18 protein-coding genes and 1 tRNA gene are annotated in these 15,177 nt (G+C 50.2%); 5 read left to right on the top strand and 14 right to left on the bottom strand.

Going from position 1 to position 15,177, the window contains the following annotated elements; all coding sequences use genetic code 11:
- Positions 1-45: 45 nt before the first annotated feature.
- From FBF29_00275 to FBF29_00260, 4 genes are all read right to left on the bottom strand, one after another.
- Positions 46-627 (bottom strand): hypothetical protein, encoded by a 582-nt coding sequence (locus tag FBF29_00275; protein ID QJU07150.1) that lies wholly within the window; start codon positions 625-627, stop codon positions 46-48.
- A gap of 88 nt (positions 628-715) precedes the next feature.
- Positions 716-1,216, bottom strand: coding sequence for a nucleoside deaminase (locus FBF29_00270; GenBank protein QJU07149.1), 501 nt, complete (start codon positions 1,214-1,216; stop codon positions 716-718).
- On the bottom strand, positions 1,213-2,013 hold the full coding sequence (locus tag FBF29_00265; protein QJU07148.1) for a GNAT family N-acetyltransferase: 801 nt from the start codon (positions 2,011-2,013) through the stop codon (positions 1,213-1,215). The genes FBF29_00270 and FBF29_00265 overlap by 4 nt, the downstream gene beginning before the upstream one ends.
- Before the next feature lie 33 nt (positions 2,014-2,046).
- A tRNA-Ser gene (locus FBF29_00260) sits at positions 2,047-2,138 on the bottom strand.
- Positions 2,139-2,213: 75 nt separating this feature from the next.
- On the opposite strand from FBF29_00260, the gene FBF29_00255 reads away from it, so the two are divergent.
- The gene (locus FBF29_00255) at positions 2,214-3,368 is read left to right on the top strand and encodes an ATP-binding cassette domain-containing protein (protein ID QJU07946.1); all 1,155 of its coding nucleotides are present in this window, start codon (positions 2,214-2,216) and stop codon (positions 3,366-3,368) included.
- Positions 3,365-4,582 carry an ABC transporter permease gene (locus FBF29_00250; GenBank protein QJU07147.1) on the top strand — a complete coding sequence of 406 codons (1,218 nt, stop codon included), beginning with the start codon at positions 3,365-3,367 and terminating at the stop codon, positions 4,580-4,582. The genes FBF29_00255 and FBF29_00250 overlap by 4 nt, the downstream gene beginning before the upstream one ends.
- Before the next feature lie 95 nt (positions 4,583-4,677).
- Here the strand turns inward: FBF29_00250 and FBF29_00245 are convergent, their stop codons facing one another.
- Complete coding sequence (locus FBF29_00245; protein ID QJU07146.1) at positions 4,678-5,715, bottom strand: SIS domain-containing protein; 1,038 nt, start codon at positions 5,713-5,715, stop codon at positions 4,678-4,680.
- A 77-nt stretch (positions 5,716-5,792) separates the two neighbouring features.
- Here FBF29_00245 and FBF29_00240 point away from each other — a divergent pair, with 77 nt between their 5' ends.
- Entirely contained in the window at positions 5,793-6,248 is a 456-nt protein-coding gene (locus FBF29_00240; protein ID QJU07145.1) for a hypothetical protein, read from the top strand.
- Between the two features lie 114 nt (positions 6,249-6,362).
- Here FBF29_00240 and groL read toward each other — a convergent pair whose 3' ends face one another.
- Both groL and FBF29_00230 read right to left on the bottom strand, forming a co-directional pair.
- The gene (groL, locus tag FBF29_00235; protein ID QJU07144.1) at positions 6,363-8,006 is read right to left on the bottom strand and encodes a chaperonin GroEL; all 1,644 of its coding nucleotides are present in this window, start codon (positions 8,004-8,006) and stop codon (positions 6,363-6,365) included.
- Positions 8,007-8,025: 19 nt separating this feature from the next.
- Positions 8,026-8,292, bottom strand: coding sequence for a co-chaperone GroES (locus FBF29_00230; GenBank protein ID QJU07143.1), 267 nt, complete (start codon positions 8,290-8,292; stop codon positions 8,026-8,028).
- Positions 8,293-8,405: 113 nt separating this feature from the next.
- Between FBF29_00230 and FBF29_00225 the strand changes: the two genes are divergently transcribed.
- Both FBF29_00225 and FBF29_00220 read left to right on the top strand, forming a co-directional pair.
- Complete coding sequence (locus FBF29_00225; protein QJU07142.1) at positions 8,406-9,692, top strand: UDP-N-acetylmuramoyl-tripeptide--D-alanyl-D-alanine ligase; 1,287 nt, start codon at positions 8,406-8,408, stop codon at positions 9,690-9,692.
- Positions 9,692-10,219, top strand: coding sequence for a hypothetical protein (locus FBF29_00220; GenBank protein ID QJU07141.1), 528 nt, complete (start codon positions 9,692-9,694; stop codon positions 10,217-10,219). The genes FBF29_00225 and FBF29_00220 overlap by 1 nt, the downstream gene beginning before the upstream one ends.
- On the opposite strand, the gene FBF29_00215 is transcribed toward FBF29_00220, so the two are convergent.
- From FBF29_00215 to FBF29_00185, 7 genes are all read right to left on the bottom strand, one after another.
- The gene (locus FBF29_00215) at positions 10,208-10,507 is read right to left on the bottom strand and encodes a hypothetical protein (GenBank protein ID QJU07140.1); all 300 of its coding nucleotides are present in this window, start codon (positions 10,505-10,507) and stop codon (positions 10,208-10,210) included. The two genes, FBF29_00220 and FBF29_00215, sit on opposite strands and share 12 nt — an antisense overlap.
- A gap of 153 nt (positions 10,508-10,660) precedes the next feature.
- Positions 10,661-11,023 (bottom strand): hypothetical protein, encoded by a 363-nt coding sequence (locus FBF29_00210; GenBank protein ID QJU07139.1) that lies wholly within the window; start codon positions 11,021-11,023, stop codon positions 10,661-10,663.
- Between the two features lie 704 nt (positions 11,024-11,727).
- A complete protein-coding gene (locus FBF29_00205; protein QJU07138.1) occupies positions 11,728-12,027 on the bottom strand; it encodes a hypothetical protein in 300 nt (99 codons plus the stop codon).
- A gap of 44 nt (positions 12,028-12,071) precedes the next feature.
- The gene (locus tag FBF29_00200) at positions 12,072-12,383 is read right to left on the bottom strand and encodes a hypothetical protein (GenBank protein ID QJU07137.1); all 312 of its coding nucleotides are present in this window, start codon (positions 12,381-12,383) and stop codon (positions 12,072-12,074) included.
- Positions 12,373-12,918, bottom strand: coding sequence for a hypothetical protein (locus tag FBF29_00195; protein QJU07136.1), 546 nt, complete (start codon positions 12,916-12,918; stop codon positions 12,373-12,375). Before FBF29_00195 ends, FBF29_00200 begins: the two co-directional genes overlap by 11 nt.
- Before the next feature lie 23 nt (positions 12,919-12,941).
- Entirely contained in the window at positions 12,942-13,283 is a 342-nt protein-coding gene (locus tag FBF29_00190; GenBank protein QJU07135.1) for a hypothetical protein, read from the bottom strand.
- The gene (locus FBF29_00185) at positions 13,273-15,138 is read right to left on the bottom strand and encodes an SGNH/GDSL hydrolase family protein (GenBank protein ID QJU07134.1); all 1,866 of its coding nucleotides are present in this window, start codon (positions 15,136-15,138) and stop codon (positions 13,273-13,275) included. Before FBF29_00185 ends, FBF29_00190 begins: the two co-directional genes overlap by 11 nt.
- Between the last annotated feature and the right edge of the window lie 39 nt (positions 15,139-15,177).

Genomic DNA, 15,177 nt, shown 5'->3' with positions numbered 1-15,177 from the left:
CACCCCTCGGGCATATCGGCGAGGATATCGTCCGGTGATCACCAGCTAATATCGACGTCTTGTATGAGCAGTATCCATAAAATCATACACAAACTCTCCGCTTCGTGGTAGGAAGCAGAAGGCTTCGCTGTTAGAGGTGGCGCTTAGTGGTTGGTCGCCGGGAGCATAGCGGAGGATACATTTAGCATCGCTGCTGGTCGCAGCATCAAACGTCGGTCGTGCTGAACTGGCCACTTCGTTACGCATGCCGACAAATGGTAGCTCCACGCCGATTTCTTTGTACGATTTCCAATCCGTGCAGCGATATGGCTGAGCGCAGTTGGCGAAGGGCTGGATGGTCAGCAGGCGCTGACGAATGGAGTCATCGGTAATGACACCAAATAGCGAGCCGTACGGATGCTCGCCGCGGGTTATATATAGAAATGGATGCTCTGAGTGGATAACGCGGGCGGCCTTGACCGTTGACATATCAAAGCGACTGAGGAATACTTCGCGTGGCTCATAAACTTTGTAATTAGGGTGCAGCGTAACGAGAAAGCCTGCCCCAACATAAATCAGCACAACAACTGCGGCGACAATGGTGCACTTGACGAGGCGGCGATGGCGATGGTAGAACTCTTCGAGCATGGATGTTACTATTGTAAATTAATAGCGTACTTGATCAAGAAACTGACCCCTGGCTACACCCTTATGTGCCGCCTCAAAAAGCTCAGCATCAACCTTCTTTGATGTCGTGAAACGCGAGCAAAGACCGGGCATACTGAATTCCTCCTTCGTTACGAGAAATCGTTAGATACTCCTGAAAGATTTTTACGACCTGGCTGTGCACCGTTAGCCCATGTACAATCAGTTTATTGGTCAGGCCAGTGTTAATGGCATTGAGAGCATAAACTCCACCGTCAACTGCATCCATACCATAGTACATCTTAGCAATTCCGGCGTTGATACAGGCTCCAATGCACATCAAGCAAGGCTCAAGAGTTGAATACAACACAGCGTTTGAAGCCACACTCCAAATTCGATGTCCAAGACATTCAATCATTGAGTTCTCTCCGTGACATGCAGGACCTCCGCGAGCAACACGGGTCTCCCCAATAGCAACCACTTTCCCGTCAACCGCCAAGACACAGCCAATGGGGTTCTCGCCATTCTGCATCGCGCTACGAGCCGCACCCAATGCACGCTCCATTAACCGAGAATCGTATTCATTCATCATTGACCACCGTACAAATTTCCACAAGTCACTCTTTCAAACCCTAGAGACGAGTACATCTCCTCCACTGGAGAGTCCGCTTCAGTCTGCAGCAGAATTGTAGGATTGTCGTGCTTAAACCGCGCGTTTACCTCACGCACTATTGCTTTTGTAGCAAGAGAGCCGTAACCTTTTCTTCTGGAATCAGGGGCTGTTCCTACCGAGTAGATCGCCCCAACATCTGGCCCAATCAGGGCCGAGCCGACTGCGACACACCGACCGTCTACCGTAACCTTGCTATGTACAGCATGAATCAACGGATGCTTGGGCTCCTGTTGTGCATACGACCGCACATATGCAAAGGGTAGCCCAGAATAGCCAATCTCCCCACCATCCTCGTCGGGAGTGCCATACGCAGCCTCGAAGACCATCAGCATATCCTTATCGGGCCGAGCCACGATCGTGATGGAAGCTCCCGAGGAATCGGTGGTGGAATAGCCTGTTAGCGCAGTGTTGTTGACCAAGACCATCCATGCTTCACGAGATTCCAGAGAAAAGGACATGTCGTTAAGCGAATCCGTAGTCCAGATGTTGAGAGGATATCCGTACTGCCTACAGTAGGTGGATATCTGCGCCATGTCCCCCTTCGAAGGTGCCCTCCCATCAACGCGGTAAGCGTAGTTCCAGTAGCAGTCGTCGATTCCCGACTGCCCTTGGGCATACCACCATCCATTCCCAATCGAATGAATCCCACGCAAAAAGACGCCAACGTTTGCTTCATTGTGGAATGTAACGAGTTTTGGTAGGATCATAATTTCCATTCTATTGATGGCGCTGAGAAATAAGTATCACTCTGGCGGAAGGACGGGGATTCGAACCCCGGAGACCCCGTGAAGAGCCTACACACTTTCCAGGCGTGCCAGTTCAACCACTCCTGCATCCTTCCGTGATGCATATTATAACAGAAAGTCCGCTAGCGGTTGCAACCGGAGCGGCTTTTTGTCTATAATAAAAAGCAATGATGAACGATCCTTCAACGCGAATTAAACTTACTAATGTAACGAAACGATTTGGCTTCGGTGACGCCGAGCAGGTGGCGCTGGACAACGTCAATCTCGAGGTCAAAAAGGGCGAGTTTATCGCCATCGTTGGCCCATCCGGTTGCGGCAAGACGACCCTACTCAACATCCTCGGATTGCTCGACCATCCGTCAGAGGGCGAATATTACCTCGACAATAAATCAGTCGAGGATCTGACGGCGACCCACCACGCCACAATTCGTTCGCGCGATATCGGCTTTATTTTTCAACATTTCAATCTCATCCCGCGCCTGACGGTGATTGATAATGTTGCCCTGCCGCTCACCTACAAAGGCATCAGCAAAACCAAGCGCCTCCAAGAAGCCAGCCGGATTTTACGCAACTTCCATCTGGGCGAGCGCGAATATTATCTGCCACATCAGCTATCCGGCGGCCAGGTTCAGCGCGTGGCAATCGCCCGAGCACTGGTCAACAGTCCGTCAATTATCCTGGCCGACGAGCCAACCGGCAACCTCGACTCCAAGTCCAGCCACATCATCATGGAGGAGCTGTCCGATATTCACCGCCGAGGCAACACGATTATCATGGTGACGCACAATCCAGAGCTGTTGTCCTATGCCAGCCGGGTGATTTCTATGCTCGATGGGCGCATTGATACCGATACGCACCATATCAAGAAGATCTTTAAGCAAAAGCTGGGCGGCGATGACCAGCCAGCAACTCCAGCTAAATCAACTCCATCACATACAGCAACCGCCAAAGACGCAAACGATGAGTCGGAGGAAAAAGCCAAGCCAACCGAGCCAACAAAGACCACTCCCGAGAAGCAAATGGCTGAACAGCCGGCCATGGCGACTACTCCCGACAAACCTGCTAGCCCAGTGAAATCCCCGGATGACCTCCCGCCAAAGCGACCGCTTGGCGCCACTTCAACCAAAACAACCGCAAAGACCACAAAAACCGATACTGAACAGAGTAAAAAATCAGCTGACCCTAATACTGCGAAAAGTTCTAGCGCGCCAACCGACAAGCAACTCACCCCTAAATCCGATAAAGCCGACGATGCAAAAACCGATGCCGCCAAATCAACGAAGAAACCAGCCAAAAAAGAACGGAAAGCTACGAAAAAGTCATGAAAATGCTCCTCAATAATCACTTCGAGAACGCGACTGAATCGCTCAAATCAAATAAAGTCCGCACCTACTTGTCGATTTTTGGCATCATGGTCGGCATCGCCAGCATCACCATTATCCTATCACTGCTGACTGGTACGAGTCGCCTGTTTGGCGATCAGTCCGCCAAGATCTCTGACACTACTGCGCTAATTCGGTCTGGTAGCGAGGCGCGGCCAGATTCATTGCTGTCACTCAGCTCCGGACACGCCGCCCAAATGGTGAACACACTGACCGAGCAGGACGCCCGAGAAATTGCCAAGGCGACCAACAACAGCGCCGCACCGCTGGCAACGTTTCGCACGAATATATCGACACCGGACGGCAAGACTAAACTAGAGCGCACCACCGTTATCGGTAGCTCAGGCGAACTGGCGAAACTCGCCGGCCTCAAGTTGCGCGAAGGACAATTCATCGACGAGGCCAACGGCGTCGTGATCGGCAAGCAGCTGTCAATTGACCTATTCGGTACTGAAAAATCCCTCGGCAGCGTCCTCAAGCTCCGCGGCGAGACACTGACAGTCGTCGGCGTCCTCGACGAGCCGGAAACTGCGCCTAGTTACCTCGGTGTTGATTTTAATCGCTCCATCATCCTGCCGCTGGCCGTCAGCAAAAAGTTCACCCAAAACACCGCCCAGATCCAGCAAATCCTCATCACCGCCGACAACGGTACGGCGCTGCAAACCAAAATTGATGCCGCCAAAAAAGTCCTCGCCCAGCAGCATCAGGGCGATACCGACTACCACACCTTGGTCGGTCAAGCCATCACCGCACCGAATTCACACCTGGTGAACGCACTATCAACAGCTATGGCGGTCATCGCCGGCATCTCGCTACTGGTCGGCGGCATCGGCATCACTAACATCATGCTGGTTTCGGTTGCCGAACGCCAGCGCGAGGTCGGTATCCGTAAAGCCGTTGGCGCCACCAACCGCACTATCGTCGCCCAATTCCTCATCGAATCAGCCATCATCGGTCTATTTGGCGGCATTCTCGGCTACGTTATCGGTCTCGGCGCGTCATTCCTCCTCGGTATGTACCTACCTTTCACTCCGGTTCTTGAATGGCAAGCAGCCGCCCTAACCATCGGCGGAGCGCTCATCATCGGTATGCTCTTTGGCATCTATCCAGCCAGCCGCGCTGCTGGTAAAGACCCAATCGAAAGCCTGCGCCACTAATTCACACAAATCCGCCACGACCTTCAATGGGCTCTAAAATAAAAGCGACGCCCCGCTCCCCGGGCGCCGCTTTTCATGTTCTAGATCAAACTGACTTACGACAATTCTTTCTTTAACTGCTCAACCAGCGCCACTGGCTCTGGATTGACCCCGTTGAGAATGCCCGCGTAAATACTGACAATCTCACCCAGCGCCAGCCCCCACAGCAGCTGCTCAAGCAGCGTCTCGCCCTGTAGCTCGACTACTTCGGCCTTCGGGCGCATACCCGATAGCAACCGATCGGTCAGCTCCATCCGCTCCCGAATTCGCGAACGCTCAAGGCTGCTCCGAAAATCCACGACCTTATACGGCTTATCGACTGGATGTGATGACCAGCCGATGAACTCATTGTGGCTGAACTCCGGATATTGGTTCCAAAACGCCACGTTTTTCGCCGACTCGTTAAAGCTAATCTTCCACTTATACGCTAACGGCCATGTCAATTCGCCCGCATAAAACACCTGAGTCGAGCCAATCAGTTTGAGCGCCAGTTGCTTAGCATAATTATCTGCCGTCGGTACCTCCTCGGCCCACTGGCTCAGTTGGTCTTTCAGCCACACACCACTGGCTGCGACCGCGTGGTACAGGCTATCGTCGATCACTTCAAACTGGCTGAGCAGCTTTAGCAGCCCGCGCAAATGATAAATCGTTGACATCCGCGGCTGGCCACCCGACGGGACACGCACCCGCGGCACGTTGTCCGCCTCGGCCGCCGCAAACAATTTCCCACCCGTCGCCATCACCGCCAACTGACAGCCACGCTCACGAGCCTGCTGATAACAGCTCATCGTCTCCTCGGTGTTGCCCGAGTGGCTGATAGCAATAACCAGTGTTTTTTCATTCACAAAATTCGGCAACTGATAACCCTTTGTCACTTCAAGTGGCACCGTGACCTGATCAGCTGTCAGCACCTTGACCATATCCGCCGCCAGCGCCGAGCCGCCCATACCCGCCAGCACCACACTGGTTACTTCACCAGGGATCGCCGGTAACTCTACTTCGGCCGCAAAGTCCGTCTGCGTCGTCACTGCCACTGCGCTCGTTCGTGTACTACCCGGATCACGCTGCGCTAAAAGATTTTTATCGTCAAGCATCTTGAAATTCCTCCTTTTCCTGTGTTACAGTATAGCATAGAAAGCAAGCATAATCGTAATGTGAAAAGAGGTGGGGTATGACAATTCAAGACAGCGGACAAGTCAACAGCGATCAAGATCTAGCCAACGTGCTGGCGGGTGTCTCTGGTGGCAGTGATGACAATCTACGTTTTGAAGAGACCGGCACCCAAGACGCTGACACGACCAGCCGCCCAACCAAGCCACAGACCGGCGCCGCACCAACATCACGACCAACCACCGACAGCACTAGTCGGTCATATACCACGCCGACCGATATGTCGCTTGATGATATCAAGCAAAATGCCCTTAGCGAGCTTCGGCCACTGGTCGGCAAACTCAACGTCTCGCCCGAGGAAAAGTTCGACACCTACCTCCTGCTACTGCGCTCGACTGACGACACCTCGCTAATCGCCCCAGCACACGAAGCTGCCATCGCCATCCCCGACGAAACCCGCAAAGCCCAGGCGCTGCTTGATATTATCAAGGAAATTGATTTCTTGTCGCAGGGCTGAGAACTGCAGCCGTAAGGACAATCTAGCAACGAACTCAAAGTCATTAAATACTCACACAAGTAATATAAAATGTCCCGCACCAAACGGGACATTTTACTGGTAGAAGTAAGAGGCTTACATCATCCCCATGCCCGGCATGCCGCCAGGCGCAGCTGGAGCTTCTGGCTCTGGTACGTCGACGACCAGTGCACCCATGGTTGCTGCAGTTGAGGCGATGGATACCGCGTTCTGCACCGCTTCCTTGGTGACGCGCGCTGGGTCGATGACGCCAGCTTTTTTGACATCCACCAATTCGTTCTCAGGCTTCATCACATTAACGCCAAAGCCTGCTTTACCCGCCTCGACTTGCGCCAGGAGTGCGTCGGCGTTCAAGCCAGCGTTACGCATAATCTGCAGGAACGGCTGCTTCAGGGCGTCCTTCAGAATCTGCCGGCCAGCCGCGATACTGTCTGCACCGCTCACTTTCAGGCCGCCAGCCAAATTCACCAAGGTGACGCCACCGCCAGCAACGATTCCCTCAGCCAAGGCTGCCTTGGTCGCTGCGACTGCGTCGTCCACGCGGAATTTCTTTTCGTCAATCTCCGTCTCGGTCGCACCGCCGACTTTGATGACGGCTACCTTGCCGCTCAGAGCAGCTGCTCGCTTGTCGAACTGTTCTTTTTCGTATTCGCTGGAGGCGTTGTCGGACAGAGACTTAATCTCAGCAATTCGCTCCTTAACACCAGATGGCTTGCCCGCGCCCTCAATGATAGTGGTTTCGTCTTTACCGACAATCACCTTGCGCGCCGAACCCAAGACCTCCAGGCCAGCATTCTCAAATGTCAAACCATGATCCTCAGAAATCACTGTTGCGCCGGTCAGTACCGCGATGTCGCGCAAAATCTCCTTACGGCGGTCGCCAAAGCTTGGTGCCTTGACCGCCACGGTGTTAAATACACCCTTCAGTTTATTCAGCACCAAAATACTCAGCGCCTCGCCTTCGACTTCATCAGCGATCAACACCACGTCCTTCTTGCCGCTTTGTGCCAATTTCTCTAGCATCGGCAGGAACTCTTGCACGCTGGAAATTTTCTTATCGGTGATCAAAATTGCTGGTTTTTCATACACCGCCTCTTGCCGACCAGTGTCGGTGACGAAGAATGGACTGACCCAGCCCTTGTCCAGGCTAAAGCCTTCAACGACCTCAGCCTCCAACTCCAAACCTTGGCCAGCCTCGACTGTCACCACGCCGTCTTTGCCAACTTTCTCGATGACACCAGCGATCAATTTGCCAATTTCCGCGTCACCCGCCGAAATGGTTGCCACCTCGGCCACGCGCTCAGACTTGCCCTCAATTGGCTCAGCTAATTTATTCAGCTCTTTGACGATTTCTGCACCAGCCTGCTCGATGCCTTTGCGTAGTTCCATCGGGTTGTGTCCCGCCGCGATCAACCGGTTAGCCTCCTTCAAAATCGAATAGGTCAGCACCGTCACCGTCGTGGTACCGTCACCAGCCTGCTTGTTCAGGTTCTTGGCCGCTTGTTTGATCAAATCCGCACCAACCTTGTAGCCCAGCGTCTCATCATCATTCTCTGGCAGCTCAATACCTTCTGCCACCGTTACGCCATCGTGCGTTACCGTCGGCCCGCCAAACCCCTTGGCAATCACCACATTACGACCCTTTGGTCCGTAGGTTACCTTGACTGCGTTATACAGCGCCTCGGCGCCACCCAACACGCGAGCGCGCGCATCGTCATCGTAAAAAACTTTTTTTGCCATACTAAAAACTCCCCTTTTCTCAAACAACCGTTGCTAAAATATCTTCCTCGCGGACGATCAAATATTCCGTACCGTCAATTTTTACTTCTGAAAATTTATAGCTATCGTGCAATATTCGATCGCCCACCTTCACATTCTTGACGTCGCCGCCAACTGCTTTGACCTCAGCCACCACCGGCTTCTCCTTGGCATTGTCCGGCAAATATAATCCGCTGGCCGTCTGTGTCTTCGCCTCCTCGCGCACCGCTACCACGCGGTCACCGAGAGGCTGAATAGGTGTATCCATATCATCCTCCATTTCGTTAACAATACACCCATTGTACCGCACCAAATTAGCACTCGTCAAGGGCGAGTGCTAGAAGATATGACTAACCCCACGGTCAATGCTATACTATATCCATGAGACTCTTCAAAACCCTCATCTCGCGCATTCTCGCCCGTTCTGTCACTACGTTCTTCCTGCATAATCCGCACATCAAGCTCGTTGCCGTCGTTGGCAGCGTCGGCAAAACTACTACCAAATCAACCCTCGTCAGCGTCCTAAACTCCAGTTATAAAGTCCGCACCAACCGCGGCAACTTCAACGCCGAGTTTAGCGCGCCGCTGGAAATCCTCGGTGTCGATTCACCACGGAATCCCCGCTCGGTATGGAATTGGCTATCGGTCCTGAGGCGAGCCCGCCGCGCTGCCCGTCGCCAGCATGACATCAACGTTATCGTCCAAGAATTTGGCGTTGACCATCCCGGCGAGATGGCTGCGTTCGGCCGCTATATTCGCCCTGACATCACCATCGTCACCGCCATCGCACCCGAGCACATGGAGTTTTTTGGCTCACTAGAAACTGTCGCCCGAGAGGAATTTGCCCTCGCTGAATGTAGCGAAAAAGTGATCTACAACCGCGATGACATTCGCCCCGAGTTCGTGGACTTCGCTGATTGCGGCCAAGTCATTTCCTACGGCACTGAGCCGGGCGCTGACTACCAGATAGCTATCGGTAAATTTACCAGTGGCAAGGGCTTTCAGTGCCGGCTCATCCACGCCGACCAAACCTCGCGTTCATTCATCATTCCTGTTGTCGGCGCGCATCAACTCCGTGTTGCCGGCGGCGCAGCGGCGGTGGCGTTAGAGCTTGGACTTGACATTGAATGCGTGATGACTATGCTCGAGAATTTCACGCCAGTCAGCGGCCGCATGAATATCTTGCCCGGCATCAACGACGCAACCATCATCGACGACTCGTATAATTCCAGCCCCCTTGCCGTAAAATCTGCCCTGGCAACCCTCTACCAGCTGCCCGCCAAAACAAAGATCGCCGTCCTTGGCGACATGAACGAGCTAGGCCAGACCACGGCTGCCGAACACGCCGCCGTTGGCGCGCTATGCGACCCAAAGCAGCTTGATCACGTTATCACCGTTGGCCGCTTGGCCGAGCAATTCCTCGCTCCAGTTGCTCAGCAAAAGGGCTGCACCGTCACTTCGTTCGCCAAGGCCACCGAGGCCGCCAAGCTCCTCGCTCGCCTGGCCAATAAAGACACCACCTTCCTCTTCAAGGGCTCGCAGGGCGGCATCTACCTCGAAGAAGCCATCAAGCCGCTCCTCAAAAACCCCGCCGACAGCCAAAAGCTCGTCCGCCAGTCAGACGCGTGGCTTGAAAAGAAACGGCAATTTTTTGAAAGCGACCATTGATGACTGAAAATGCTCCATCAAAAAAATCAATTGCCACTCGCATTGTGCGCTGGCTTATTTACGGTCTGACAATTCTCGTTTTTGTACTTGCAACTGCCCATAATGACCACCTACACAAGCTCAACTCCGACCAATTTGGTCCGCCTGACTATTATTATGATTACTATCTGCACGACTCAATGTGGTTCATGGTGGCCATGCTTATCACTTTGCTGATGATAGGGATAACGGACCGGTCAATCACCGCCCGCCATCAGGCCCTACGCAATCGCTGGCCGCTTGTCATAACGGGCATCCTGTTTTACCTCGCAATACTGATAATGCTCCTCGACATGACAATCGGTGGATGGGGTATTCCGGGGCGTTGCGGTAGCGGATTTTCCATAGGTAACTGCTTTCTAGCTGATGGACTGGGAGAGTTTGTATACCTATTCTGCGCGCCGCCACTTTTCATCTGCGGAACATCTCTTATGATTATCAATCGCCGCACCAAGTACCGCCAGAGTCGTAAAAAATTACTGCGATAACTTATAAAGGAACGCCAGCCAGAACAATGCCGCTACCGCGAGGCTACTGAACGCACAGAGTTTATATATACCCTTCAGCCACACCACCATCCACACCCCCGCCGCCGACAACAGCATTGGCAGCGCCATTGCCGCTATCTCAGTAACATGGTATTCACGAATCCACCACGTATCCCATCGCGCCATAACAAAGAGCAGCACGCACAAAGCTATCGGTGCGACTACCAGCAAAACTACTGCTGTATCGCTTAAGTATGGCTTGTCCGTCGTCGCTACATTGTCTTTCATAACCTACCCCTCATGATAAATCGGCTGTGTTAGTTAATCAACCTATCGCCACGACCAAGTAGCCACCAAATAGTAATGAAATTTCCCGGTCGTGTCCTTGGTGTTCTGACGTACTTGTTGGCTCATCTTCACAACTCACCCTATCAAACCCCATTAACGATTCACTCTGAACAGCTGAATACTTGTCAATATTATAGCGACGATACCAACCATGAGTCCGGTTCTCGCCCAATTAGAAAGCCCTTCAAAACCGCCCCCAAACAAGGATGTCTGCAGTAGGAACAAAAATGACACGGGGATAAATAGCCATAAAACAGCCGCCAGATGTGAAAGTGGAAAATTCTTTCTTCTATTCGCAGAAGTAAACAATAATAACAGACTAATCACGGCCGCAATACATTCTATAATCAGCCCTATTTGATATGTATCACCTCGCACCACGAGTAGCGGCATGGTAGCCATGACGGCCGTCAATAATATATTCTGCGTTATCTTTATCTTTTTATTCTTTTTCACAACTTACCCCCTTTGGTAGTTTATTTAGTTTTATTAATCTTCATGGTGTGATTAACCATGCGCTACTTCACCGTCCCCCTGCGAATGGCTGTGAAAACCAAAAATAATGAAAACATCCTTCTGCCAGTGCAAATGTGCATACGATGAGCAGCACTACGGCAATGGAGCGTAGACTTTTTATAAAAATTACCGTGAGCAGGTTTATAGCTATACCGATCACACTTACCCACACAAGAATGATCCCTAACAGTGAGTTAACTTGCCTCGGATTCATGTCTAGATTCGGTATTCCCGCGAATAGGCAAAATGCCATTACCGCCAATAGACATGTATAAGTTGTCGTGGCGTATTTTACAATCTTATTTTTCTTCACAGCCCACCTTGTTGAGCATAACACATTTTACTTTCCAAGCTCACTAGAACCGTATCTCTTTTACAGCCTCGGACAAAAAATATCCAAAAACGAGTAATAAGCTGGCGACGATACTGGGTACACAACAAAATTTATAACCCCCAGAAGCTCTCACTAAAATGACAATGCCCGCTATCATAAATATAACACTCAAAGCTAGCAACGAGCATTGTGCAACAAATATACTGACACCATCAGCCAATAGCGGACCGATTATGTAGTATTCTAGCAACAATATTAACATTGGGACAATAATTGATAATCCCACAATTATTTTCTTATTCTTCACGGATCAACCCCATTTCCAGTTAACTGCCAGATAATAATGAAAACCACCGACCAAGCCAAACACGATACACAACATTAGCAGGACAACAGCCAAGGTCCTCAATGTTCTAAGCCTTGTTGCAATAATCACATTTATAATAACCCCGGCCACACCCAACCACCATATAGTCGCTCCCAGCAACATCCTGTCGTATCTTGAGGCTGTATCAAGGTTTGGTATGCCTAGAAACTGGCACAATCCTAAAACCGACAGCATACCAGTATACAGCATGATTGAGTACTTTATAACTTTCTTATTCTTCACAACTTGCCCCCTTCGGTAGTGTATTTAGTTTATCAATGCCTAGTTCAAAATCGAAACCTTAAGCTACCGAGCTCATGTATAAGAAATAACAAAATCACAATAAGCAACCCAGTAACAGCAGCCCATATCCATCGAATTTTATTTTTTACAATAATCGCCAAACAAGCAGAGCCCATAAATAATACTACTGAACCAGTTGCCATGATCTTGATGAGAATATCCGATGTAGAATCGGAAATATATACTCCGCTATACCCGTAAACAAGGCAGCCACACAACACTATCGCCAGTATAGCAAAGAAAATCTGAGCGACTGTCACGGTCCCGACTTTTGATGTATTGTCTTTATTCTTCACAACCAACCCCCTTCGGTAGTGTATTTAGTTTTATTAATCCTCGTAGCTTATACTCTTTTGATCCGGGTTTTAGTGCTGGCGATAGGTAATCTTCTGGTTTTAGGGCGTAGCACTTCTCGTTTATATCTTTGGCGAGAACGATTGGCGTTCCTTTTTTGATGTCACCATCATCTTCTTTCATAACGACCAGTTTATTGAATGCAAGTCCGCGCGTCTCTTCGCTTAAAGTATGTCCAACCAGCGCGTCAGCATTGTTCTGGTTTTTTGACTTGTCAACGTAATCGTTTGTGACGCCAGTTAAGTTAGCTGCTCGCGTATTGCGAAAGAGATAAATCCGATTCTCATCTTCGCCAAGCGACGACTTGCCGTTGCGAGCAGTGTAGAGGATGGGGTCGGTAATTTCAGGGTCGCAGGCGTCGTCGATGCCATCAAGGTCTTCGTCTTTATTAGCAGCTTGAGTGAAAGCTCCGCAGGGTTGAAGTTTGTCCGGCGTGCCGTTTTCGTCGATATCCTGGGATTTTGAGACCATAGCCATATATTCTCCTCTTTTTCCCACCGCTAAAAACGTATATCGCTATATAAGTCCCAGCCAATCCAATAAGTTAAGATTGCGACAAAAACAAGAACAATAAACACCCAGATAAGTCGTTGCCACCATTTTTTAAGTAGGAGGACATTTACAAGCGAGCACAAAATTACTACTCCTGCTATAATTTTATAGAGCATAGAGGTTTGGTCACTTATTAGATTCGCTACCATCCAGCTATATAACCAGAATACGACTAGAAGTCCGGCAAAAGTTTGAGTATACAGACCAGCCACCCGTATTTTTTTACTGATAGATTTTTTATTTATTAACTTACCAGATATATTATCATTAACTATTTCTTTATTCTTCACAACTCACCCCCTTCGGTAGTCTATTTAATTTTATTAATCCTCGTGGTTTGTAACCGTTTGATCCTGGCCTCAATGCGGGCGACAAATAGTCTTCAGGCCCCAAAGCGTAGCACTTCTCGTTGATATCTTTGGCTAAAACTATAGGCATGCCTTTTGAAATATTATTGTCTTTATCGTCTTCTTTTGCGATGACAAGTTTACTAAAGGAGAGGTTTTTGGTATCTTCTGTAAGACTGCTGGCAATGAGTGCTTCGGTATTATCTTTGTTACTTGATTTGTCAATATAGTCATTGTTTACACCTGTTAATTTCGCTGCTCTAGTATTGCGAAAGACATAGATTTTACCTTCGTCTTCATTAAACTCTGATTTACCATTGCGAGCTGTATAGAGAATCGGGTCGGTAACTTCAGGATCGCAGGCATCGTCGATGCCGTCAAGGTCTTCGTCTTTCCCCGAAGCTTTCAAAAAGGCTCCACATGGTTGATTAGCGTCTTTTACTCCATCATCGTCAAGATCTTCCTTATCTTTGCCCGTTACTAGCAGTGTCTGAGTAATCTTGATATCCTCGCCACTTACGGATTTGCCATACACAAATAGGGTGTGATAGCCGGCGGGAATGTTGTCTGGAATAGTTATCGTTTCCCTCATAGATCCGTCGCTTGACACAGTATAGCTGCCCAGGTCCACCGGCTTAGATCGAATCTCGACACGAGCCGAACTACCAGGTTGCAGCGAGCTCTTTGCCAGCGCAACTCTCTGCTTGCTGCCTTTTGAAGGTTTGGAGTTTGCTAGCATTGTAGTATTCACAGACGAAGGTGCACCTTTGTCAAAATAGATTGATGAAGGTGCGTTCACTGATTCATCGCCAGCAGTAGGGTATTTGCTATAAGTCGATAAATCCTCGTGATCAAGTTGTTTTGCTATCTCAGTAAATATCTTAACATGACCAAGCTTGTTTGGATGGTAACTTTCTTGCTCACCCAAGCCTACTATACCTGTCATGTAGATCTGATGCTTCTCACACATCTTACCACCGTTCAGTGCTTGTGAAATATCTACATATTTTACACCAGCTTTGCGCGCAGCAGCTTCGATTACTTTGTTCATATACTGAGTAGCGCGGACTATCATGCGTCGCTCATCCAGGTCTATAGCTCCAGCATTCAGTCCACATGCGGCTGGCTCTGTATCTGTGATAAATTGTGGATATCCTATTGCATATATTTTTGATTTAGGGCTTGCAGCTTTTAACTCTTTATATAGTCCGACAAGGCGATCAAATTGACCCTTAATCTGCGACCCCAGGGTGTTCATCTCGTCTTTGGCCCAATCACACGTTCCTATGCTTTTAATATAATGAACGCAATCCTTAATCTTTTTACCAAACCCCACATCATTCCCTCCCGCCGTCAGCGTGATCACCTTTGGTTGGTATTTCTTTACGAACTCGATTTGCTTGACGCGCCCTGGAATCATCTCGTTGAGCGCCATCTTCTGCAGTGTTCCTTTATTATCATAGCCATGCAACCGCCCGAGCGGGCTGTCCTGCCCTTCATAGCCGCCCGAATTGTCCCAATTCATGTCATACACCGTCGCCCCACTACACGCAACCGACGCCCACGCCGCCGACGGGCCGCTACCCAGCCCCATCCAATTCGCCAGCTTGTACGGATACGAACGCGTGCTGACATGGCACTTTTCCTTCGGCGCACCCTTCGCCTTATCTTCATTCACATCCGTCCACTGGCGATAATACTTCCGGCCAGTCACCGGATTTTTGTCAGTGTCACCTTCGCCGCTGGAGAAGGAATCGCCAAGGGCAAGGTACGTAACATTGCGTCGATCGCCAGGAATCGGTTTACTCTTATAGCCGTCTGGATATTCGACGTTGAA

This window comes from Candidatus Saccharibacteria bacterium oral taxon 488, assembly GCA_013099015.1.
Taxonomy (GTDB): Bacteria; Patescibacteriota; Saccharimonadia; order Saccharimonadales; family Saccharimonadaceae; genus Nanosynbacter.
The sequence above is the reverse complement of the archived record's forward strand: the minus strand, read 5'-3'. Positions and strand labels throughout refer to the sequence as shown.